A 22,435-nucleotide genomic window follows, 5' to 3' on the forward strand; every position below is an offset into this window, starting at 1 on the left:
GCTGCCAGCCCCATTGTAGCCTGTAATTACTTCCGCTTGTTCAGAATAGCCAGCAGCTCGTCGTAGTAACGATTGTCGCTGCTTTCCTCTTCCACGGCCTTCTTTTCAGCCGGAGCAGCAGCCGGGGCGGCATTGGATGCCGGGGCTGCGCTTGCGCCGGTATCGCTGCTGAACACCGCAGACGGCACAGACTGTGCACCGCCCATGGCGTTGTTGATGCTGTTGCGCAGGTCGCTGGCGCTCTTGTTGTCAAAGCCGGTGGCCACAACGGTCACGCGCATCTCGTCGGACAGGTTCTCATCAAAGGCAGTACCCCAGATGATGTTTGCATCGGGATGTGCGCTCTGGGTGATGAGGCCTGCGGCGGTCTCCACATCCTCCAGACCGATGTCCGGGCTGGAAGTGATGTTGATGATAACGCCGTGCGCACCGGCAATGCTGGTCTCCAGCAGCGGGCTGGAGATAGCAGCCTTGGCGGCGTTCTCGGCCTTGCCTGCACCCTTGGCGCTGCCCACGCCCATGTGGGCGTAGCCGGCATCCTTCATGATGGAGCGCACGTCGGCGAAGTCCAGGTTGATGAAGGCGGGCACGTTGATCAGGGCAGAGATGGACTCAACGCCCTGACGCAGCACGTTATCGGCGGCCTGGAAGGCATTCATCAGGGTGATCTTTTCCTGACTGATCATCTTCAGGCGCTCGTTGGGGATGACGATCAGGCTGTCAACGTGCATCAGCAGGTTGGCAATGCCCTGCTCGGCCAGACCCATCTTGCGCTTGCCCTCAAAGGAGAAGGGCTTGGTAACGATGCCAACGGTCAGGATGCCCAGATCGTGTGCCACCTCGGCCACAACGGGTGCCGCACCGGTGCCGGTGCCGCCGCCCATACCGGCAGTGATAAAGACCATCTGGGAGCCCTTGAGGGCATTGGCGATCTCGTCCTTGCTTTCTTCAGCGGCGCGCTGGCCGATTTCCGGGTCTGCACCCGCACCGCGACCCTTGGTCAGCTTGGAACCCAGCTGCACCTTGACCGAGGCATGGTTCTTAGCCAGTGCCTGCTGGTCAGTATTCATTGCGATGAACTCCACGCCCTGCAGGCCATCGCTCACCATGCGGTTCACGGCGTTGCCGCCGCCGCCGCCCACACCGATCACCTTGATCGTCGTAACGTTTTCGTCCAGTTCTTCATCGAGCATCAATGCCATAACTTTGTCCTCCATCGGATTTTTATGTGGAACTGCGCAAATGCCGCACAGAAATTATCATACGATATTTATATAACTGTATCGTATCATTTTTTTGCTCCGATTGCAAGACAAAATTGCTTTTTCGTGGGTGTTTTTTTCACAACCCCACTCCGGGCGGGTATTTCCTGCCAAATCTGTGCGCCCAGCCCCGCCAAAAGCCGGTCAAGGTCTGCATATCCGCGCCGGACAAACTCCACCCCGCCAAGGCGGCTGCTGCCCCGGGCAGCCAGCGCCGCAAGCGCCAGCGCCGCCCCGCCCCGCAGGTCCGGTGCAGTCAGCTTTGCCCCGCGCAGCGTCCCGCCCGGCTGCACATACAACGTGCGCTCTGCCACCCGGACGTTCGCACCCAGCGCCGCAAAGCCCTCGGCACAGGCAAAACGATTTTCAAACACCCTGTCCTGCAGGCGGCTTTCCCCCTGTGCGTAGAGCATCACCGCCGCCAGCAGCGGGGCGGCGTCCGTGGCAAGGCCCGGGTAGGGTGCTGTGTGCACGTTTCCCGCGCCACGCAGTGCCCCGAACCGCGAAATGGCGGCAGCATCGCGTGCCCGCTCTACGGTGCAGCCCATTTGTTCCAGAATTTCCAGCAGCGGGGCATACAGCCCGGGTGCGCAGCCCGCCAGTTCTACCCTGCCGCCCGCCGCTGCTGCCGCGCAAGCCAGCGTAGAGGCGATGATGCGGTCTGCCACCGGCATGAAGGTGCAGCCCGCAAGGCAGCGCCTTCCCTGCACCCGGATGGTGTCGGTGCCCGCCCCCTCCACGCAGCCGCCGCAGGCGTTGAGGAAGGCGGCAAGATCCGCGATCTCCGGCTCTTTTGCAGCGCCATGCAGCACGGTCTGTCCCTGCGCCGTGGCGGCGGCCAGCAGCAGCGTCTCGGTAGCGCCCACGCTGGGGAAACTAAGACAAATTTCTGCGCCCCGCAGCCCCGCCGGGGCGTACAGCGTAAGCTGTCCGGGCGCTGCGGGCAGCTGCCGCACGCCCATCTGCGCCAGCCCCTGCAAATGCAGGTCGATGGGTCTTGCCCCGATACGGCAGCCCCCGGGCAGTACAGTGCTCACCCGCCCAAGCCGCGCCAGCAGCGGCGCACAGAACAGGATGGATGCCCGCATCCGGCCTGCGGCCTCCGGTGCAAGGTCGGTGCGCATAGGCTGTCCCTGCACCGCCAGTTCTGCGCCCTGCCAGCCTGCCGTGCAGCCCACGCCCCGCAGCAGGGCAAGACAGTCCTCTACGTCCGTCAGGCGCGGCACATTTTGCAGCCGCACCGGCCCGCTGCACAGCAGCGAAGCTGCCAGCAGCGGCAGCACACTGTTTTTGGCCGCAGGCACTTCCACCCTGCCCTGCAAAGGCCGCCCGCCCGTAATGATCCAATCCCCAGCCATGCCAAGACCCCCGTTCTGCAAAAGATACCCCATGGTATGCAAAACGAGGGTCTTTGGTCAACAAAACGCACGGAAACGGCTTTCCCGCCGTCTGCGGGATTTGTCCGGTCATTTGTCCGCTTTTTTCCGCATTTCCGCGCCGGTTTTGTCCCGCTGCGGCAGGAAATATCGCCTTTTATCAGCTTTCGCCCCGGGACACCGAAAGCACGATGCCCATCTCGCCCAGAAGCATCATCAGGCTGGTGCCGCCGGAGGAGAAAAAGGGCAGGCTGATGCCGGTGTTTGGGATGGTGTTGGTGACCACCGCGATGTTCAGCACCGCCTGCAGCGCCACCTGCACCACAAAGCCCACCACCAGCAGTGCCCCGAAACGGTCCGGTGCATAGGCCGCCAGTGTGATGCCCCGCCACAGCAGCGCGCTGAACAGCAGAATGACCGCACACGCGCCCAGAAAGCCCAGTTCCTCGCAGAGGATGGAAAAGATGAAGTCGTTCTGCGGCTCAGGCACGAACAGATGCTTCTGGCGGCTGTTGCCCAGTCCCAGTCCTGCCGCCCCGCCAGAGCCGATGGCGTACAGGCTCTGGATGGTCTGGTGTCCGTCCCCCAGCGGGTCGGCAAAGGGGTCGAGCCATGAGTTGAGACGATCGGCGGCGTAGGGCACCAGCTCCGGCATGAGCACGATGGCCGTGCCGATGGCGGCAGCGCCGCCCGCCCCTGCCAGCATAAACCACCGCAGCCCGGTGCCGCCCACGAACATGAGCACCGCGCCGATGCTCAAAATCAGCACCGTGCCGGAAAGGTGGGGCTCCAGCAGCATGAGCACCGCCACCACCCCCAGCACCAGCGCAAAGGGCACCACCCCCACCGCAAAGCTGCCCATGCGGTCGTGGTTCAAAGCGATAATGTGGGCAAACACCAACACCACCGCAAATTTTGCGATCTCGCTGGGCTGTAATGTGCCAAGCCCCGGCAGCACAAGCCAGCGCTTGCAGCCGTTATATTCCGGCATGAACAGCACCGCCGTCAGCAGCACCAGCGAGAGCGCCAACAGCGGCCACGCAAGCTTATGATAGATGTGGTAGTCCACCCGGCTGGCCGTCCACATGGCCACCAGTCCCATGGCGGCGTACAGCAGCTGCGGCCGCACATAGGCAAAGGCGTCCTGCCGCCGGTACAGTGCCACCGCGCTGCTGGCGCTGCACAGCATCACCAGCCCAAAGGCTACCAGTGTGAGCACCAGCACCAGAAAGGGCAGGTCCATGGGCGGCAGCGGCCGCAGCAGCCCTTTGCGGGCAGCAGTTCTGTGCAATCCCTGTCACCTCCGTTTCTGTTATTGTACGCGGATGCGGGGGCGGTTAGTCATACGCACCGCCCCCGGGCGCATAAACTGCCCGCAAAGGGGGTGCTGCCATGTGCGGCTCAAAACCCACAGACGCCCTGCGCACTTTGCCGGAGCGGGCGTTCCGTCTGCGGGCACGGCTCATTGCAGTGGGCCTGTGCGCCGTCTGCTTTGCAGGGCTCATCGGGCGGCTGTTCTGGCTGCAATTATGCACCGGCGGCTGGTACACCCAGCGGGCGCTGGGGCAGCAGCTGCGAGACACCGTTGTGCCCGCCGACCGGGGCAAGATATACAGCGCCGATGGTGCGCTGCTTGCCGCCAACAGCAGCTGCTGGACCCTGCGCGCCAGCCCCCGGGAGATGCCGGAGGAAAAGCTTGCCCTTGCCGCCAAGGGGCTTGCGGAGATTCTGGAGCTGGACGAGGCCAAGCTGCTGGAAAAGTTCAACGACCGGCGCTCCAACGACTGCCTTCTGCGCTACCGGGTGGAGCGGGAAATTGCTGATGCCGTGCGGGATTTCTGCGCGGCGAACGGCATTACCGGCGTGCGCATCAATCAGGACTCCAAGCGCTGGTACCCGCAGGGGGAGCTGCTGGTCTCGGTGCTGGGGTTTACCAATGTGGACAACGCCGGGGTCAGCGGGCTGGAGCTGAAATATAACGACACCCTTACCGGGCAGAATGGGGTGGTGCTGACTGCGGTGAATGCTTGGGGCTACACGCTGGCGCAGAGCTACGAGACGGAACTTACGCCCGTGGAGGGCAGCGGGCTGCGGCTGACCATCGATGCAAATATTCAACATTACCTTGAAAATGCGTTGAATTATGCGGTGCAGGAGCATCATGTAGCCGCCCGCAGCGTGGGCATCGTGATGGAGGTGAACACCGGGGCAGTACTGGCCATGGCCACCACCCCGGCCTACGACCCCAACCAGCCCCGGGTGATCGCCGACAAAGCCGCACGCGCCGCCGTGGACGCTCTTTCCGGTAAAGAGCGCGCCGCCGCCCTGCAGCTGGCACAGCAGACCCAGTGGCGCAACAAGGCGGTAAGCGACTTATACGAGCCGGGCAGTGTGTTCAAACTCATCACCTGTGCGGCGGCGCTGGACGCCGGTGCTATCACCCGGCACTCCACCTTTTACTGCGGAGACTCCATCTCGGTGGCAGGCACGCGTTTCCACTGCGCCAACCACAAACGCCACGGCAGCCAGACCGTGACGCAGGCGCTGGAAAACTCCTGCAATCAGAGCTTCATCCAGATCGGGGCGCGGCTGGGCAAGCAGGCTTTCTGCGATTATTTTGCCGCTTTCGGTCTGCGGGAGCCCACCGGCATCGACCTGCCCGCCGAGCCAAAAAAGAGCCTGTACTACACCGCCGACCGCATGGGGCCGGTAGAGCTGGCGTCCTGTGCCTTCGGGCAGAGCAGCAAAATTTCCTATCTGGAAATGGCTGCTGCCGTCTGTGCGGTGGTAAACGGCGGGCGTCTGATGCAGCCGTATCTGGTATCGGACATCCTAGCGCCGGACGGCAGCGTTTTGCAGCACAACCAACCGGTCTGCAAGCGGCAGGTGATCCAGCCCGCCACCTCCGCCGCCATGCGGGAGATGATGGAGGCGGTGGTGCTGTACGGCGGTGGGCGCAACGCGCAGATCGCGGGCTACCGGGTGGGCGGCAAAAGCGGCACCAGCCAAAAGCTGGACAGCGCCGACGAGAAGGCGCGCATTGCCAGCTTTGTGGCTGTAGCACCCATCGATGACCCGCAGTTTTTGTGTCTGGTCTGTCTGGATGAGCCACACAGCTGGACCACTGCCGGCGGCAGTCTTTCGGCACCGGTCTGTGCCGAGGTGCTGGAGCAGACGCTGGTGTACAAAGGAGTCCCCCGGGCAGCAGACACCGGCAGCGCAGACGCGCAAGCCGCTGCCCTGCCCGCTGATGGAGACAGCTTTGATGGGGCGTGATGATTTGGAATGCGCGCCGCGTTCGCTTTGCGCATAAACAGCGGAAGAATGATTTTTAATTTGCAATTCTGGAAAATCTGCGGATTTTCCAGAATTGCCTTTTCACGGGAGGGGTCGTGGCGGGAAGCAGCATTTGCAGCGCCGCTTTCTACGAAAGCGCGGCGCTGCGGGCGAGCGCTTGCTCCCCCTCGGGGGAGCTGTCGCGCAGCGACTGAGGGGCTATGGATGGAGAAGCGAAAAAAGCGTTAAAGCGATAGCGCCGACTGGCGCAGCGCTAGCTTTTTTGTGCTTCGACTTCTTCTTTAGGATTGTCAAGGGCGAGCAGCCCTTGGCCCGTTGCGGGGTGGGTGGAGTCCAGAGGTAGGGAGGGGGGAGTCGGAACACCCCTCCCTGCCTCTGGCCCAGCGGAGCGTCTTTGCACGCTTGCGGCAAGCAGATACCTTTACCCGCAGCGCCGCTACAAATGCTGCTATTCAGCCGCAAAAAAATAACGGAACGTCCGCAGACATTCCGTTACGCTGAAATGTATAATAATTTTTAGTTCTGGTTCGGCTGGGGACGGAAGGTGATCTCGCCGGTGGTGCTGTCCATGGCGTCCACGATGGCAAGGCTCTCCAGCTGGATGCCCTTGCTGCGGATCAGCTCACCGCCCTGCTGGAAGCCCTTTTCCACAGCAATGCCGATGCCCTCTACGGTGGCACCGGCTTCCTCGGCCAGTTCCAGCAGACCCATCAGGGCGCAGCCGTTGGCCAGAAAATCGTCGATGATCAGCACATGATCCTCCGGAGTGAGGAACTTTTTGGACACGATGACGTTGTATATCTTTTTATGGGTGAAGGACTGGATCTGGGTCTTGTAGTTGTCGTAGTCCAGATTGATGCTCATGGATTTTTTGGCAAACACCACCGGCACGTTCAGCTCGCTGGCTACCACAGCCGCAATGCCGATGCCGCTGGCCTCGATGGTGAGCACCTTATTGATGGGCTTGCCCGCAAACAGGCGCTTCCACTCCCGCGCCATCTCGCGGAACAACGGGATGTCCATCTGGTGGTTGATAAAGCTGTCCACCTTGAGTACGTTGCCCTCGCGCACAATGCCGTCCTTGCGGATACGATCTTCCAGCATCTTCATAAAATATATCCTCCAACCCTTGCAGGTGCGTTTTCTGCCTCCGGCTCGCCCGCCGCGAAAAGCGCCTGCCTGTTTTCCATTCCCGGGCGCGCGCCACACGCACCCATCATATAATGTTTCACCTAGTATACCGGAAGCATCCCGCTTTGACAAGGGGTTTTCTTTCCAAAATTCGTAAAAATACGGCACCAAACCTCTTCGTTTTTTCTAAAAGTATGACCTTGTCCAAAAATACCGAAACTTCGTGAGGTTGTCGGGTCATTTTTGGTTTATCCTCCCTTGTTCTTTCGCGGTTTTTGAGTATACTATTCTTAATAGGAGAAGGGTCATATCCGGGATTTTTGACCGGACGAGGAGGAAAATGGTATGAAAACAGGACTTGTGCTGGAAGGCGGCGCTATGCGCGGAATGTTCACCGCCGGCGTACTGGATGTGCTGATGGAGCATAACATCCAGCTGGACGGTGCCGTTGGTGTGTCGGCGGGGGCAGTGTTCGGCTGCAACTACAAGTCGCACCAAATCGGGCGCACCATCCGCTACAACACGGAATACTGCACCGACAAGCGCTACGCCAGCTTTGGCAACCTGCTGCGCACCGGCAACCTGTACAGCGAGCAGTTCTGCTACCATACCGTGCCGGAAAAACTGGATCCCTTTGACACCGAGGCTTTCCGGGAGAACCCCATGGACTTTTTTGTGGTGTGCACCGATGTACGCACCGGCGAGCCTATCTACCGCAAGTGCCGCACCGGCAACGCCGAGGATATCCAGTGGATGCAGGCTTCGGCATCCATGCCGCTGGCGGCCAAAATCGTGAAGATCGGCCACTATCAGCTGCTGGACGGCGGTGTTGCGGATTCCATTCCTGTGCGCTTTTTCGAGTCTATCGGCTACAAGCGCAACCTGATCATCCTGACCCAGCCCAAGGGTTTTGTAAAGCAGAAAAACAAGATGCTGCCCCTTATCCGGGCAAGGTATGTGCGCTATCCCGCTTTTGTGGAGGCCGTGGCAGACCGGCACCAGCGCTACAATGAGACGCTGGCCTATATTTCCATGCTGGAGCAGTCCGGCCGGGCCTTCGTCATCCGCCCGCCCATCCCGCTGGAGATTCCCTCTATGGAGCGTGATCCCGCCCAGCTACGCCGCGTTTATGAGACCGGCCGGGCCGTGGCACAGATCCAGATCGACAAGATCGCAGCCTATGTGGAGGAGTCCAAGGCTACAACGGAAGAATAATACGAAAGGCTGCTGCACAGGTTTGTGCAGTAGCCTTTTTTTGAGCGGAATTTGATTTTAGGCTTCAGAAACGCCTGCGGGCGTCTCTGAAGCCTTTTTTCACGGAGAGATACAAAAAGAGGCCTGCACCTTGCGGTGCAGACCTCTTGATGTTCAAGAAAGAACGGTAAGAGAAGGGGTTAAATTACTTAACCTCAACCTTAGCGCCAGCCTCTTCCAGCTTCTTCTTGATGTCGTCAGCCTCAGCCTGGGAGACCTTCTCCTTGACAGCCTTGGGAGCGCCATCAACGATAGCCTTAGCCTCCTTCAGGCCCAGACCGGTGATCTCCTTAACGACCTTGATGACCTGCATCTTGGTAGCGCCAGCCTCAGCCAGGATGACGTCGAACTCGGTCTTCTCTTCCTCAGCGGAAGCAGCAGCGCCAGCAGCAGCGGGAGCAGCAGCAGCAACAGCAGAAACACCGAACTCCTCGCAGTAGGTGTCGATCAGTTCCTTCAGCTCCAGAACGGTCAGGCCCTTGACGGACTCGATGATGGCAGTAATCTTCTCAGAAGCCATGGTAATAACCCTCCAATATCAATGGTTTTAGTTTGTTTCAGTTTTTTGTTAAGCGGCGGTCACGCGGCCATCAGGCAGCGGGCTCCTCCTGCTTGTCGGCATAAGCCTGCATTGCAACGGCCAGACCAGACAGAGTGCTGGTGAGGGCGCCTGCAAACATGGACAGCATACCTTCGCGGTTGGGCAGCTTTGCGATAGCGTTGGTCTCGGCGGCGTTCATAGCCTTGCCTTCCATGAAGCCAGCCTTCACGACGAACTTCTTGGACTTATCGCCATCCTGATACTTGCACAGGATGCGGGCAGCAGCCATGGGGTCATCCTCGTGAGCAAAAGCAACAGCGGTGTCGCCCTTGAAGTTCTCAGCCAGACCCTCCAGAGCGGTACCCTTAACTGCCAGACGCAGCATGGTGTTCTTCACGACCATGTAATCAACGCCTGCCTCACGCAGCTCCTTACGGAGCTTGGTGTCGTTCTCGACGTTAATGCCGCCGTAAGCGACGACGCAGCCGGAAACCGCACTCTCAAACTTTGCCTTCAGATCAGCGACGTAAGCCTGCTTTTCAGAAAGAATCTTTGCACTGGGCATTCGGTTTCACCTCGTTTCAAAAACTTGTATCGAAAGCCGGAGCAATGAAAAAAGCCTCTCTCCCGCGCACTGCGCCGAGAGAGAGGCATAAAGCAACTTTACGCACGTTTCTCGGCAGGCGGTCAAACTTTACACTGGACTCCAGCGCCTGCTGTCTTAAAAGCAGCATGATTATAATACCGCAAACGTGCGGCGTTGTCAAGTACTTTTTTCAATTTCCGACAAAATTTTTCTGCCATTCCGCAGAACGGCAGAAAAACATCAGAAATCTAAATTAGACACCGTACTTCAGGGTGTTCAGACGGATGCCAGGGCCCATGGTGGTGGCGATGGTAGCGCTCTTGAAGTAGGTACCCTTTGCTGCAGCGGGCTTTGCCTTGGCAATAGCCTCCATCACAGTGTCCAGGTTGGTGTACAGCTTCTCTGCACCGAAAGAAGCCTTGCCCACGGGCACATGGATGATGTTCTGCTTGTCCAGACGGTACTCGATCTTACCAGCCTTAGCCTCGCTGACAGCCTTGCCCAGATCGGGAGCCACAGTGCCGGCCTTGGGGTTGGGCATCAGGCCGCGGGGGCCCAGAACCTTACCCAGACGGCCAACGCGGCCCATCATATCGGGGGTAGTCACGACGACGTCAAAATCCATGAAGCCGCCGGCGATCTTTGCGATCAGCTCGTCATCGCCAACGATATCAGCGCCAGCAGCCTCGGCAGCAGCAGCTGCGGGGCCCTTAGCAATAGCGCAGACGCGGACGGTCTTGCCGGTGCCGTTGGGCAGAACGACAGCGCCGCGGACCTGCTGGTCAGCGTGACGGCCATCAACGCCCAGACGGACGTGCAGCTCGACAGTCTCGTCGAACTTGGCGGAAGCGGTCTTGCAAGCCAGCTCCAGAGCCTCGTTCACATCGTATGCCTTAGTAGAATCGACCAGCTTTGCAGCGTCGACATAGTGCTTGCCATGTTTCATTGTATATCCTCCTGTGTGGTCATGCGGGCAGTGTTATGCCCTCCCACTGTTTATGTCTCAGCCCTCGACGGTGACGCCCATGGAACGGCAGGTGCCGCGAACCATGCTGCAGGCAGCTTCCAGAGAAGCAGCGTTCAGGTCGGGCATCTTGGTCTTGGCGATCTCCTCCACCTGAGCGGCGGTCAGAGAAGCAACCTTTTCCTTGTTGGGCTTGCCGGAAGCGGTGTTGATGCCAGCGGCCTTCTTGATCAGAACAGCTGCCGGAGGAGTCTTGGTGATGAAGCTGAAGGAGCGGTCAGCGTACACGGTGATGACGACGGGGATCACATAACCCATCTGGTTCTTGGTACGCTCGTTGAACTCCTTGGTGAACGCCATGATGTTGACGCCCTTCTGACCCAGAGCAGGGCCAACAGGGGGAGCCGGAGTCGCCTTGCCGGCCTCGATCTGCAGCTTAATGTAGCCAGTAACTTTCTGTGCCATGATAAATGCACCTCCAAAAATCTGTGGTGAGTTGCGGCGCAGTGTCTCTGCGCCTCCCACGAGCGCGTGCACGCTGCACACGCTCTATAAGAACCGCACTGCGGTCTTACCTTGGTAAACGGAACTTGCCGGTTGGTTACGGCAGCTCGACCTGACCGATCTCCACCTCTGCGGGGGTCTCGCGGCCGAACATATTGACCTTGAGCTTCACCTTGAAGTTCTCGGTATCAATGGCCTCCACAAGGCCCATAAAGCCTTCCAGAGGACCGGCGGTGATCTGCACGGTATCGCCGACAGCAAAATCGACGCTGAGCGGTGCAGCCTTCTCCACGCCCATCTTCTCCACTTCCTCAGCGGTCAGCGGAACAGGCTTGGAGGCGGGGCCGACGAAGCCGGTGCAGCCGCGCGTATTGCGCACGACATACCAGGTATCGTCGTTCATCACCATTTTGACCAGAACGTAGCCGGGGAACAGCTTGTGCTCCACCATCTTCTGCTTGCCGTTCTTGTCGATCTCAGGAACCATCTCGACGGGAACCTTGATGTCGCAGATCAGCTCCTGCAGGTGACGGTTCTCCACCATGGTCTGCAGGTCGTTGGCGACCTTGTTCTCGTAACCGGAATAGGTATGCACAACATACCAAAGAGCCTCAGTGGACTCATCTACCAGCTTGGTTGATTCTTCCATTTTGGTTGACCCTCCGTTTCAAGATGATTCTCAGGCGCCGATGATCAGGCCCAGAATACCACCAAAGATGGCATCCAGCAGGATCATCACAACCGCTGCGATCGCGACGGTCACAAGCACGACGATGGTGTTGGTCTTGACGTCCTGCTTGGACGGCCAGACCACCTTCTTCAGCTCGCTCTTGGTATCGCGGAAGAACTTTGCGACCCGTGCGCAGAAGCCCTTGACAGCGGCTTTAGCTTTGGCCACAAAGCCCGGCTTTTTCTCGGTTTTGTCTGCCATTATGCTCCGCCTTTCTTTTACTTGGTTTCGCGATGAACGGTGTGCTTCTTGCAGAAACGGCAGTACTTCTTCATCTCGAGACGATCGGGGTTGTTCTTCTTGTTCTTCGTGGTGTTGTAGTTGCGCTGCTTGCACTCGGTGCAGGCCAGAGTGATTTTAACGGTCATTTGTTGACACCTCCATTATAACGGTTGTTTTGAACCTCCCTCGGGTGCGGGTGGCAGCTGTAAAAACAGGCGCACTTAATAACCCCGCAAAAGAGGTGATATCATTGTACCACGCGTTTTTCAATCCGTCAAGCAGAAAAAAGCGATTTTGAGAAACTTTTTTCGCAGCTGCTGTCTTTTTGTCCCAAGGCGGCTTTTTTGCATTCTGCTTGCATCGCGGGCGTAGATATTGTATAATGAATCGAAACGGAATTTTACCGGTTTGAAGCCGCCCCTTTACCGGGGCTTTATAAATAGGAGTGAGATATCATGCAGTCTGCAAATAAAATGTGCGTGGCTCTGTTGTTTGGCGGTATGTCCAGCGAACATGAGGTCAGCTGTGTCTCTGTGGGCAACTTTGTCCGCAACATCGACCGCAGCAAATACGAGGTGCTCACCGTGGGCATCACCAAGGAGGGCCGCTGGCTCTATACCGAGGCCACGGCGGAACAGATGGCCGATGGCAGCTGGGAAGAGCTGCCCGGCAATATGGCCTGCGTGATCAGCCCGGACCGCGCCGACCACGGCATGATCCTGTTTACCCCGGACGGCCGGGTTGAAAAGATGCACCTTGACGTGGTGATCCCGGTGCTCCACGGCCTGTGGGGCGAGGACGGCACCGTGCAGGGCCTGCTGGAGCTGGCAGGCATCGCCTATGTGGGCTGCGGCGTGCTGGCAAGCTCTGTGTGCATGGACAAGGCTGTGGCCAACGCCCTGTTCGAGGCCAACGGTGTGCCCCACACCAAGTGGGTAGCCGCCAACCGTTGGGAGATTGAGAAGGATCTGGAGGGCGTTTGCGCCGGTGTGGAACAAAAACTGGGCTGGCCGGTGTTCGTCAAGCCCGCCAACGCAGGCTCCAGTGTGGGCATCTCCAAGGTGTCCAATCAGGAGGAGCTGAAGGCCGCCATTGCCCTTGCGCTGGAAAACGACCGCAAGGTGGTATTTGAAGCCTTTGTGGACGGACAGGAAGTGGAGTGCGCCGTCATCGGCTCCGACCCCGCTGTTGCCACCCGTCCCGGTGAGATCCTTGCCGGTGCAGAGTTCTACACCTATGATGATAAGTACAAGAATGGCGTGAGCCAGACCGTCATCCCGGCACATCTGCCGGAGGCCAAGCTGGACGAGGTAAAAACCTACGCCGCCATGGCCTACACCGCACTGAACTGCGAGGGTCTGGCACGGTGCGATTTCTTTGTGGAAAAGAACACCGGCCGGGTGCTCATCAACGAGATCAACACCTTCCCCGGCTTTACCGCCATCAGTATGTACCCCAAGCTCATGGAGCACGAGGGTCTGCCGGTGCCGCAACTCATCGACCGCCTGATCGCACTGGCGGTGGAAAGGACGGAAAAGCAGCATGGATAATCGCCCCATCGGTGTGTTCGACAGCGGTCTGGGCGGCCTGACCGGTGTGCGGGAGCTGCGCAAGCGCCTGCCCCATGAGGATATCATCTACTTCGGCGATACCGGTCGGGTACCCTACGGCAGCCGCAGCCCGGAGACCATTCTGCAGTACGCCCGACAGGACGTGGCCTTTCTGCTTTCCAAAAACGTCAAGTGCATCATGGCGGCCTGCGGCACGGTGAGCAGCACCTACCCGGCTGCGGAGGCAGCCCAGCTGCCGGTACCCTACCTTGGCGTAGTGGATGCCGCCGCCCGGGAAGCAGCCTTTGTCACCCGCAACCGCCGCATCGGCGTCATTGGCACAGCCGCCACCATCCGCTCCCGCAGCTACGAAAAGCTGCTGCGGCAGCTGGTGCCCGGGGTGGAGATCACCGCCCGCGCCTGCCCGCTGTTCGTACCGCTGGTGGAAGCCGGGTATGTAGATCACAGCGAAGCCGGAAAGCAGCAGATCACGAAGCTGGTCATTGCCCAATACCTGACCGAGGTGCGCGAGGCCGGGGTGGATACCCTGATTTTGGGCTGCACCCACTACCCGCTGCTGAAAAGCATGATCGGGGAGTTTATGGGCCCGGGCGTCACGCTGGTGGACCCCGCCATGACCGCCGCCCATCATCTGGAGCGGATGCTCGCCGAGCGCGGGCTGCGCGCCAGCCATGAAAGCGGGCAGGCACACTTTTACGTCAGCGATGTGCCGGACAGCTTTGTGCAGACGGCAGACCTGTTTCTGGGCGAGTACAAAGGCGGCCCGGTGGAGCAGATCGCCATTGATAAATATTGATAAGGAAAAACAACGTGAGCAAGCCACTGAAGGAAGACTATATCATCCGCATCAAAAGCCGCATTGAGCAGCGGCTGGACGAACCGGCTGCGGAGGAAGAAAAAGAAGAATTTGTGGAGCTGATGACCCGGGGCAGCTTTGTGCTGAAGGGCGGCAGCTATTATGTGACCTACCGCGAGACCGAGACCACCGGCTACGAGGGCTGTACTACCACCCTGAAGATCGCCGCAGACGGCAGCCGGGTGGCGATGCTGCGGTTCGGCAAGGGCGGCGGGGCTGGTACCCAGCTGCTGATCGAAAAAGGCCGCCGCAACCTGTGCCACTACGAGACCGGCTTCGGCTCTATGACCTTGGGCGTGACTGCGGACGAGATCGACTGTCAGCTGACCGAAAAGGGCGGCACCGCCCGGTTTGCCTACCTGCTGGATGCCGACAGCGCCGAGCTGGTGAGCCGCAACCGGCTGGAAGTTACCGTGACCCATGTGAATTGATGAAGTTCCCTGAGACTGTGAAAGGAATCCGACCCATGACTGATTTTGAAAAGACCTACCAGAACTACAACCCCCGGCAGGCTGCGCTGGACGAGGCACGCGCTCTGCTGACCGCAGCCGCCAAGGCTGCTATGGCAGACGGCACCCTGCCCGAGGCAGAGCTGCCCGCCTTTATCGTAGAGATCCCCGCCGACGTGAAGAACGGCGATATCGCCTCCAACCTCGCCATGGCCGGTGCACGCACTTGGCGCAAGGCTCCCAAGATGATCGCAGACGCCCTGCTGGCACATCTGCCCTCCCTTGAGAACAGCGTTTTCTCCAAGGTGGAGGTTGCCGGTCCCGGCTTCATCAACCTGTTCCTGTCCCAGAGCTTCTGGGCAGGCGTGGTGCTGGGCGCCTGCGCCAACAAGGAGTATGGCCGCACCGACCACGGCAAGGGCGCAAAGTACAATGTGGAGTTTGTTTCTGCCAACCCCACCGGCCCCATGCACATGGGCAACGCCCGCGGCGGCGCACTGGGCGACTGTCTGGCCGCTGTGCTGGACTGGTCCGGCTACGATGTGACCCGTGAGTTCTATATCAACGACGCCGGCAACCAGATCCAGAAGTTCGGCAAAAGTCTGGCAGTGCGCTACCTGCAGCAGTTCTGCGGCGAGGAGGCCTATCCCCTGCCCAAGGAGTGCTATCAGGGCGGCGATATCAAGGTGCTGGCCGGTGAGTTCGCTGAGCTGAACGGCGACAAGTACGTTGCCGCCTGCAAGGGTATGGACGAGGAAGCTCTGTTCGAGAGCGAGGCCTTTGCCGCCCTCAAGGACGCACTGGTGGCCTATGCCCTGCCCAAGAACATTGCTGCTCTGAAACGCGACCTCGGCAAGTACCGCATTGATTACGACGTCTGGTTCCACGAGAGCACCCTGCACGAGTCCGGCGCAGTGCTGGCTGTGGTGGACAAGCTGCTGGAGCTGGGTGCCTGCTATAAGGCCGAGGACGGTGCTATCATGTACCGCAGCGCCCAGTACGCTGCCAAGTACGGCACCGTGAACAAGAAAAAGACCGAGGACGGCACTGAGGAGGAGGCCAAGGACGAGGTACTCGTCCGCGCCAACGGCATTCCCACCTACTTTGCCGCCGATATCGCCTACCACTACAACAAGCTGGCTACCCGCGGCTTTGCCAAGGCCATCGACGTGTGGGGCGCAGACCACCACGGCCATGTGGCCCGCATGAAGGGCGCCATGGATGCCATCGGCCTGAATGGCGAGGATCTGGACGTTGTGCTGATGCAGATGGTCAACCTGATGCGGGACGGCCAGCCTGTCCGTATGTCCAAGCGCACCGGCAACGCCATCACCCTGACCGACCTGCTGGAGGAAGTGCCCATCGACAGCGCACGCTTCCTATTCAATATGCACGACGCCGGCAGCGGCATCGACTTTGATCTGGATCAGGCCGTCAAGACCGACAACGACAACCCGGTGTACTATGTGCAGTACGCCCATGCCCGCATCTGCTCCATCCTGAAGAAGATGGAGAGCGAGGGTGTGCAGTTTGCCGGTGCGGAGCACATCGATGCCACCCTGCTTACCGAGCCTTCCGAGATGGATCTGATCCGGATGCTGGCTGCCTTCCCGCAGGAGATCGTGATGGCTGCCGAGAAATACGACCCCAGCCGCATCAACCGCTTTGTCATCGATCTGGCCAGCGCCTTCCACCGCTTCTACGGCAACTGCCGCATTCAGGGCGCTGACCCCGCCGTGCAGCAGGCACGCCTTGCCCTGTGCATCGGCGTGAAGAACGCCATCTTCAATGTGCTCACCATGTTCAAGATCAACGTGCCCGAGAAGATGTAACATAAAATCACAGGGGCTGTTGCACCAAACAATGTGCAGCAGCCCCTTTTTGATAAAACAGATACAAGGAGAACCCATGGAACCTTTGAAGATCGGCAATATCACCCTGCCCCACCGGGCGGTGTTCGGCCCTATGGCGGGCTTTACGGATGCCCCCTGCCGCCGCCTGATGGCGCAGCACGGCGCTGGCTTTACCGTCAGCGAGATGGTATCCAGCCGGGCGCTGGTGTACGGCGACCATAAGACCGTCAGCCTGCTGAAGGCAGCGCCCAACGGCGCACCCTACGGGGTGCAGATCTTCGGCGAGGTGCCGGAGATCATGGGCGAGGCCACCGCCGCCATTGAGCAGTATGAATTTGACTTTGTGGACATCAACATGGGCTGCCCTGCCCCCAAGATCGTTTCCGGCGGGGCGGGCAGCAAGCTGATGCTGGACCCCGACCGCTGCGGGCGTATCGTGGAGCAGGTGGTGGCGCACACCAAGCGCCCTGTTACCGTAAAGATGCGCAAGGGCTGGGACGCCGACCACATCACCGCCGTGGAGTGCGCCAAGGCCTGCGAGCAGGCGGGCGCGGCACTGGTAGCGGTGCACGCCCGCACCCGGGAGCAGATGTACACCCCGGGCATCGACCCGGAGATCATCGCCCGGGTAAAGGACGCGGTGAAGGTGCCGGTGCTGGGCAACGGCGATATCCACTGCGCCGAGGATGCCCTGCGCATGGTGCGGGAGACAAACTGCGACGGCGTGATGATCGCCCGGGGCGCACTGGGCGACCCGTGGCTGTTTGAGCGGGTGAACGCCGCGCTGGAGGGTCTGCCCGCCCCCAAGGAGCCGAACCTGCAAGCGCGGATGAACGCGCTGCGCCGTCAGGTGGAGGAGATGGTAGAGCAGAAGGGCGAGTTTGTGGCTATGCCGCAGGCACGCGCCCAGACCATGCACTACATGAAGGGGCTGAAGGGCGCTGCCGCCCTGCGCCGCTACTGCTGCACCCTGACCCATTTAGAGGACTTGGACGAGCTGATCGCCGCCGTGTTTGAAGAGCAGCGCAAAGCCGGGCTGGACCCTGACGATGTGCGGGAAGTACCGTTCCCGTAATTTGACCCGAAGCAGAGCAATGCCGGGTAGCCTGTGGGCTGTCCGGCATTGTATTTTTTTACGGCTTCGTCAGCTCGTCCAGATTCTGGGTGTAGCAGGGCAGGCAGTGCTCCAAAAACCAGTCGGCCTCCGGGCATTGCATGGCCTGCAGCGCGGCGCGCTGCTGCGTGAGCGCGGCGTCAAATTCGTGGTTGCCGCTGCGCTGCTCCTCGGTGCATTTGATCAGCGCGCTCAGCCGGTCGGCAGCCTTGAGCAGCCGGTGCTCCTCTGCCGTCAGGACGCTGCCGTCCATGCAGGGGGTCAGCTCTGCAGCCAGCTCTGCGGGCAGCAGAGCCGCCATGGAGCGCACGCTCTCGGTCTCCAGCGCCTTGTAGGCGTCCCGCAGCGCCGGGGAATGGTACTTGACCGGCGTGGGCATATCCCCGGTGATAATCTCCGGCGCGTCGTGGTACAGCGCCGCCACTGCCACCACCTCGGGGCGGCAGGGCGTGCCGGTGTAGTGCTTGGCGATGAGGCACAGCAGGTGCGCCAGCAGCGCGGTGTCACAGGTGTGCTCGCTGAGGGATTCCGGCCGAGTGGAGTGCATCAGGCTCCACCGGGTAATGTACTTCATGCGCGCCAGCAGAGCGCTGAAGGGATACAGCATGGCAATACGCCTCCTTTTCTTCACCATACCCGCCCCGCGTGCGCTTGTCAAGCCCTTTTTTCTTGCGCGCCGCCGTGCTATACTACAAGGTGACATCAAATCCACTTCCGCGCCGGTGCGCGGAGAAAGAGGAACGCTATGGAAAAGTTCAAAAAACCACGGCTGCTCACCCCAAGGGGGCAGAGCCATAAAAAATTCTGGCAGGCGGTGGGGCTGTGCGCCCTGACGGCGGCCATCTTCTTTTTGCCGTTCTACATCCTTGACGGCGGCTTTTTCCACTATGCAGGCGATTTTAACAGCCAGCAGATCACCTTTTACCGGTATATGAACGGCTTCGTCAAGGGCGCAGGTTACCCGGACAGTGCCTTTGCCGGTGCGCCGCGCAATACCTTTTCGTGGGCGACCGACCTTGGCAGCGGGGTGATGAACGCCTACTCCTTCTACCTGTACGGCTCGCCGTTCTTCTGGCTGTCGGTGCTGCTGCCGCAGAGCTGGCTGCCCTATATGATGGTGCCGCTGCTGGTGCTCAAGTTCGGCGTGGCGGGCGGCGGCGCGTTCCTGTATCTGCGCCGCTACGTCAAAAACGAGAACTACGCGGTGCTGGGTGCCTGCCTGTACGCGCTTTCCGGCTTTGCGGTGTACAACGTGTTCTTTAACCACTTTGTGGATGTGGTGGCGCTGTTCCCCTATCTGCTCTGGGCGCTGGACGAGGCCATTTATGAAAACCGTCACGGCCTGTTCGCCTTCTGGGTGGCGGTGAATCTGCTCAACAACTACTTCTTCTTTGTGGGACAGGTCATTTTCCTGTGTATCTACTTTGTGTGCAAACTGACTGCCAAGGACTTCCGGCTGACCGGGCGCAAGTTCGGGCATCTTTTGTGGGAGAGCGTGCTGGGCGTTGCCATGGGTTGTCTGCTGCTGTTCCCGGCAGTGCTCAGTCTGCTGCAGAACCCGCGCACCATTGACCTTTCCTCCGGCTGGGGCTTTTTGGCCTACGCCAAGGTGCAACAGTATCTGGCTATCCTGCTCAGCTGGATCCTGCCGCCGGACTCCCCTTACCTCACCTCGGTGTGGTCGGAGGGCGTGATCAAGTGGACGAGCATGACGGCCTACCTGCCCCTGTGCAGTCTGGCTGGTGCCATGGCCTACTGGCGCAGCCGCAAGGCCGACAGCAAAAAGCGCATCGTGGCAGTATGCGCCGTGTGCGCGCTGGTGCCGGTGCTGAACAGTGCCTTCTACGCGCTCAACTCCAGCTACTACGCACGCTGGTACTATATGCCCACCCTTATCCTTGCCGCCATGACCGTGAACGCGCTGGAGGACCCGGATGTTGATCTGGACGCCCCCGCCCGGGGCATCGGCTGGATCATGCTGGCTACGCTGGTGTTTGCGGTGGTGCCCGTGCGGGACGATACCACCGGAACATGGTCCTTCGGCGTGCTGAAGAACCCGGAGCAGTTCTTTGTCGTGCTGGGCTTTGGTCTGCTGGGGCTTATGCTGTACCGCTACCTCTGCGGCATATGGCGGCAGAACAGCCGCTTTGCCCAGCGCATGACGGCGGCGGTGCTGGTGTTTGCCTGCGTGTTCAGCATGGTGCACATCGGCATTGGCAAGTTCGGCCAGTGGCACACCGACAGCGACCTTGTGGAACAGGATACCAACGCCCTGCAGCTGAAAAACGACCTGCCGGAGGGCGACTACCGGATCGACACCTACAAGATCCACGACAACATCGGGATGTGGCTGGATAAAAGCTGCCTGCAATACTTCGGCAGCACGGCGGCTCCCAGCATCCTCAGCTTCTACCCGGGGCTGGGGGTCAAGCGGGACGTGCGCAGCGAGCCGGAGATCACAAACTACGCTTTGCGCGGCCTGTTGAGCGTGGAGTACCTCATTACCACCCCGGAAAAGCGCGAAAGCTTTGAGGACGAGGCGGACGCAGGCTGGACCTATCTTGCCGACGTGGACGGCTACACGCTGTACCACAACGATAACTACGTTCCCATGGGCTTTACCTACGACTACTATGTGACCAAGGCTACCTATGAGGCCTCGGTCAAGACCCTGCGCTCCAACCTGCTGCTGCGGGCGCTGGTGCTGGAGGACGAAGACGTAAAGGCATACGGTCAGTACCTGACCGAGCTGCCGGACGCGATGCTGGACGACCTGCACTACGACAGCTACACGCAGGACTGCGCCGACCGCCGTGCCCACAGCTGCTCGGTGTTCCAGATGAACAACGCGGGCTTCCATGCCGAGATCACGCTGGAAAAACAAAACCTCGTCTTTTTCTCCGTGCCCTACGATGACGGCTTTACCGCCTATGTCAACGGCGAAAAGGCCGACATCCTGCGTGTGGACGAGGGACTGATGGCGGTGCTCTGCCCGGCGGGCGCAAGCAGCATCGACTTTGTGTATCAGGCCGCCGGGCTTTCTGCCAGCCGGATGGTGACCGCAGTGGCCATCCCGGTGTGGGTGGTGTACGTTGCCTACTTTGTGCGCCGCAAGCGCCGCAGCACCGGTGCCCCGGCAGAAGAATGACTTTGACCGGGCCAAAAAATAAAAATTTAAAAATCCCTCTTGACTTTACGAAGATAAAGTGTATAATGCAATCAAACCGATGAGGCGGAAGAGAACCTGCACAGCGCATCTGCAGTGAGCCCGGACAGTGCAAACGGGCGAAAGCGGGGCAGAGTTTCGTGGGCCGCCGAGGGCCGGGCAAACGGGCACAAACCCCAGTAGCTTTGGACGGAAGTCTCCGTTACAGGACAGGGGAGTGTTGGCTCTCCGTGAGTGGCTCTGCTGTATTGGATGCAGAGCAAGCAAGGTGGCACCGCAGAATCGTATTTACCGATCCTGTCCTTGTGGATAACACACAGGGACAGGGTCGTTTTGTTTTAAGACCCGTCCCGCAAAGGGAGCGGGTCTTTTGATTTGCCGCCCGCTCCGGGAAAGGAGTTACCACTATGAAAAACCTGAACATGATTTCCCGCCGCAGCTTCCTGAAGGCCGCTCTGGCCGCTTCCGCTGTTTCTGCCATGGCACTGACCGGCTGCGGCGGCGCTGCTTCCAGCACCGCCTCCAGTGCAGCAGTCTCCTCCTCCGCAGCGGCTTCCGGCAGTACTGCCGCCGCTGGCGAGACTTTCAAGGTGGGCATCGTCAACTATGTGGACCACGCCTCCCTCAACCAGATCGTGGAATCTGTGGAGAGCCGTCTGGACGCCATCGGCAAGGAGAAGGGCGTCACCTTTGACTACGCCGATTACTACGCCAACGCACAGGCCGACCAGTCCAACCTGAACCAGATCGGCGCAGACCTTGTGGCTGACGGCGTGGACGTGATCGTAGCCGTGGCCACCCCCACCGCCGCTACCATGCTGGCTGCCGTGGAGGACACCGACATCCCGGTGGTCTACTCCGCTGTGACCGATCCCGCTGCCGCAGGCTTTGACGGTGAGGAGAACATCACCGGCACCTCCGATGCCCTGAACACCGACGCCATCATGAACCTGATCGTGGCGGCAAACCCCGGCATCGATACCATCGGTCTGCTGTATGACCTGAGTCAGGATGCCTCCACCCAGGCCATTGCGGACGCCAAGGCCTTCTGTGAGAAGAACGGCATCAAGGTGGTGGAAAAGAACGGCACCACCACCGCCGAGGTGCAGATGGCTGCCGAGGCACTGGTAGCCGCCGGAGTCAAGGCCGTGTTCACCCCCACCGATAACACCATCATGACCGCCGAGCTGTCCATCTATGAGAGCTTCATCGAGGCCGGTGTGCAGCACTACACCGGTGCCGACAGCTTTGCGCTGAACGGTGCACTGGTGGGCTACGGCGTGGACTACGTCCAGCTGGGCGAAGCCACCGCCGATATGGTCAGCCAGCTGCTGTGCGACGGCAAGACCCCCGCAGACCTGCCCTACCAGACCTTTGATAACGGCATCGTCACCATCAACACCGAGACCGCCGAGGCGCTGGGCTTGGATCTTGCCGCCCTGAAGGAAGCTTTCAAGCCCTACTGCACCGAGATCACCGAGGTGACCACCGCCGAGAACTTCTCCTGAGCGCCCCGCTCCGTCAAAACCTGACGGTTTTTCCGGCTCTCCCGCAAGGGA

The 22,435-nt window shown here is 60.2% G+C and carries 21 protein-coding genes; 9 read left to right on the plus strand and 12 right to left on the minus strand.

Annotated elements, in window-relative coordinates; genetic code table 11:
* Positions 1 to 26: 26 nt before the first annotated feature.
* The 3 genes from ftsZ to MTP43_RS10770 all read right to left on the minus strand — a co-directional run bounded on the left by ftsZ (position 27) and on the right by MTP43_RS10770 (position 3,881).
* On the minus strand, positions 27 to 1,202 hold the full coding sequence (gene ftsZ / locus MTP43_RS10760) for a cell division protein FtsZ (protein WP_015537539.1): 1,176 nt from the start codon (positions 1,200 to 1,202) through the stop codon (positions 27 to 29).
* Between the two features lie 86 nt (positions 1,203 to 1,288).
* Positions 1,289 to 2,620, minus strand: a complete 1,332-nt coding sequence (locus MTP43_RS10765; protein WP_015537538.1) for a UDP-N-acetylglucosamine 1-carboxyvinyltransferase — start codon at positions 2,618 to 2,620, stop codon at positions 1,289 to 1,291.
* 178 nt (positions 2,621 to 2,798) lie between these two features.
* Positions 2,799 to 3,881: an FtsW/RodA/SpoVE family cell cycle protein gene (locus MTP43_RS10770; protein WP_117527340.1), complete on the minus strand. Its 1,083-nt coding sequence runs from the start codon at positions 3,879 to 3,881 to the stop codon at positions 2,799 to 2,801.
* Positions 3,882 to 4,030: 149 nt separating this feature from the next.
* Here MTP43_RS10770 and MTP43_RS10775 point away from each other — a divergent pair, with 149 nt between their 5' ends.
* Positions 4,031 to 5,914 (plus strand): peptidoglycan D,D-transpeptidase FtsI family protein, encoded by a 1,884-nt coding sequence (locus tag MTP43_RS10775; RefSeq protein ID WP_117527332.1) that lies wholly within the window; start codon positions 4,031 to 4,033, stop codon positions 5,912 to 5,914.
* 537 nt (positions 5,915 to 6,451) lie between these two features.
* On the opposite strand, the gene MTP43_RS10780 is transcribed toward MTP43_RS10775, so the two are convergent.
* Entirely contained in the window at positions 6,452 to 7,045 is a 594-nt protein-coding gene (locus MTP43_RS10780) for a xanthine phosphoribosyltransferase (RefSeq protein WP_005920489.1), read from the minus strand.
* A 366-nt stretch (positions 7,046 to 7,411) separates the two neighbouring features.
* On the opposite strand from MTP43_RS10780, the gene MTP43_RS10785 reads away from it, so the two are divergent.
* The gene (locus tag MTP43_RS10785; protein WP_097785669.1) at positions 7,412 to 8,281 is read left to right on the plus strand and encodes a patatin-like phospholipase family protein; all 870 of its coding nucleotides are present in this window, start codon (positions 7,412 to 7,414) and stop codon (positions 8,279 to 8,281) included.
* Positions 8,282 to 8,465: 184 nt separating this feature from the next.
* Here MTP43_RS10785 and rplL read toward each other — a convergent pair whose 3' ends face one another.
* The 7 genes from rplL to rpmG all read right to left on the minus strand — a co-directional run bounded on the left by rplL (position 8,466) and on the right by rpmG (position 12,013).
* A complete protein-coding gene (gene rplL, locus MTP43_RS10790) occupies positions 8,466 to 8,840 on the minus strand; it encodes a 50S ribosomal protein L7/L12 (RefSeq protein WP_015537535.1) in 375 nt (124 codons plus the stop codon).
* 70 nt (positions 8,841 to 8,910) lie between these two features.
* Positions 8,911 to 9,426 (minus strand): 50S ribosomal protein L10, encoded by a 516-nt coding sequence (gene rplJ / locus MTP43_RS10795; protein ID WP_005920492.1) that lies wholly within the window; start codon positions 9,424 to 9,426, stop codon positions 8,911 to 8,913.
* Between the two features lie 274 nt (positions 9,427 to 9,700).
* On the minus strand, positions 9,701 to 10,393 hold the full coding sequence (gene rplA / locus MTP43_RS10800; RefSeq protein ID WP_005920494.1) for a 50S ribosomal protein L1: 693 nt from the start codon (positions 10,391 to 10,393) through the stop codon (positions 9,701 to 9,703).
* Between the two features lie 57 nt (positions 10,394 to 10,450).
* Positions 10,451 to 10,876, minus strand: coding sequence for a 50S ribosomal protein L11 (rplK, locus tag MTP43_RS10805; RefSeq protein WP_005920496.1), 426 nt, complete (start codon positions 10,874 to 10,876; stop codon positions 10,451 to 10,453).
* Positions 10,877 to 11,012: 136 nt separating this feature from the next.
* A complete protein-coding gene (nusG, locus tag MTP43_RS10810; RefSeq protein WP_005920497.1) occupies positions 11,013 to 11,564 on the minus strand; it encodes a transcription termination/antitermination protein NusG in 552 nt (183 codons plus the stop codon).
* 30 nt (positions 11,565 to 11,594) lie between these two features.
* On the minus strand, positions 11,595 to 11,846 hold the full coding sequence (gene secE / locus MTP43_RS10815) for a preprotein translocase subunit SecE (protein ID WP_005920499.1): 252 nt from the start codon (positions 11,844 to 11,846) through the stop codon (positions 11,595 to 11,597).
* A 17-nt stretch (positions 11,847 to 11,863) separates the two neighbouring features.
* Positions 11,864 to 12,013 (minus strand): 50S ribosomal protein L33, encoded by a 150-nt coding sequence (gene rpmG, locus MTP43_RS10820; RefSeq protein ID WP_005920501.1) that lies wholly within the window; start codon positions 12,011 to 12,013, stop codon positions 11,864 to 11,866.
* Between the two features lie 309 nt (positions 12,014 to 12,322).
* Here rpmG and MTP43_RS10825 point away from each other — a divergent pair, with 309 nt between their 5' ends.
* The 5 genes from MTP43_RS10825 (at position 12,323) to dusB (ending at position 17,671) form a co-directional block, all read left to right on the plus strand.
* Entirely contained in the window at positions 12,323 to 13,417 is a 1,095-nt protein-coding gene (locus MTP43_RS10825; protein WP_097785667.1) for a D-alanine--D-alanine ligase family protein, read from the plus strand.
* Positions 13,410 to 14,234 (plus strand): glutamate racemase, encoded by an 825-nt coding sequence (murI, locus tag MTP43_RS10830; RefSeq protein WP_005920505.1) that lies wholly within the window; start codon positions 13,410 to 13,412, stop codon positions 14,232 to 14,234. The genes MTP43_RS10825 and murI overlap by 8 nt, the downstream gene beginning before the upstream one ends.
* A gap of 14 nt (positions 14,235 to 14,248) precedes the next feature.
* Positions 14,249 to 14,725: a DUF1934 domain-containing protein gene (locus MTP43_RS10835; RefSeq protein WP_236131825.1), complete on the plus strand. Its 477-nt coding sequence runs from the start codon at positions 14,249 to 14,251 to the stop codon at positions 14,723 to 14,725.
* 35 nt (positions 14,726 to 14,760) lie between these two features.
* The gene (argS, locus tag MTP43_RS10840; protein ID WP_113620849.1) at positions 14,761 to 16,575 is read left to right on the plus strand and encodes an arginine--tRNA ligase; all 1,815 of its coding nucleotides are present in this window, start codon (positions 14,761 to 14,763) and stop codon (positions 16,573 to 16,575) included.
* Between the two features lie 76 nt (positions 16,576 to 16,651).
* Positions 16,652 to 17,671: a tRNA dihydrouridine synthase DusB gene (dusB, locus tag MTP43_RS10845; protein WP_044959537.1), complete on the plus strand. Its 1,020-nt coding sequence runs from the start codon at positions 16,652 to 16,654 to the stop codon at positions 17,669 to 17,671.
* A gap of 58 nt (positions 17,672 to 17,729) precedes the next feature.
* Here dusB and yfbR read toward each other — a convergent pair whose 3' ends face one another.
* On the minus strand, positions 17,730 to 18,317 hold the full coding sequence (gene yfbR / locus MTP43_RS10850) for a 5'-deoxynucleotidase (protein ID WP_044959539.1): 588 nt from the start codon (positions 18,315 to 18,317) through the stop codon (positions 17,730 to 17,732).
* Positions 18,318 to 18,455: 138 nt separating this feature from the next.
* Here yfbR and MTP43_RS10855 point away from each other — a divergent pair, with 138 nt between their 5' ends.
* Both MTP43_RS10855 and MTP43_RS10860 read left to right on the plus strand, forming a co-directional pair.
* Positions 18,456 to 20,858: a YfhO family protein gene (locus MTP43_RS10855; protein ID WP_005920515.1), complete on the plus strand. Its 2,403-nt coding sequence runs from the start codon at positions 18,456 to 18,458 to the stop codon at positions 20,856 to 20,858.
* A 425-nt stretch (positions 20,859 to 21,283) separates the two neighbouring features.
* The gene (locus MTP43_RS10860) at positions 21,284 to 22,384 is read left to right on the plus strand and encodes an ABC transporter substrate-binding protein (RefSeq protein WP_113620848.1); all 1,101 of its coding nucleotides are present in this window, start codon (positions 21,284 to 21,286) and stop codon (positions 22,382 to 22,384) included.
* Positions 22,385 to 22,435: the final 51 nt, after the last annotated feature.

Origin of the sequence: Faecalibacterium sp. IP-1-18 (assembly GCF_023347355.1) — a bacterium.
Classification (GTDB): Bacteria; Bacillota; Clostridia; order Oscillospirales; family Ruminococcaceae; genus Faecalibacterium; species Faecalibacterium prausnitzii.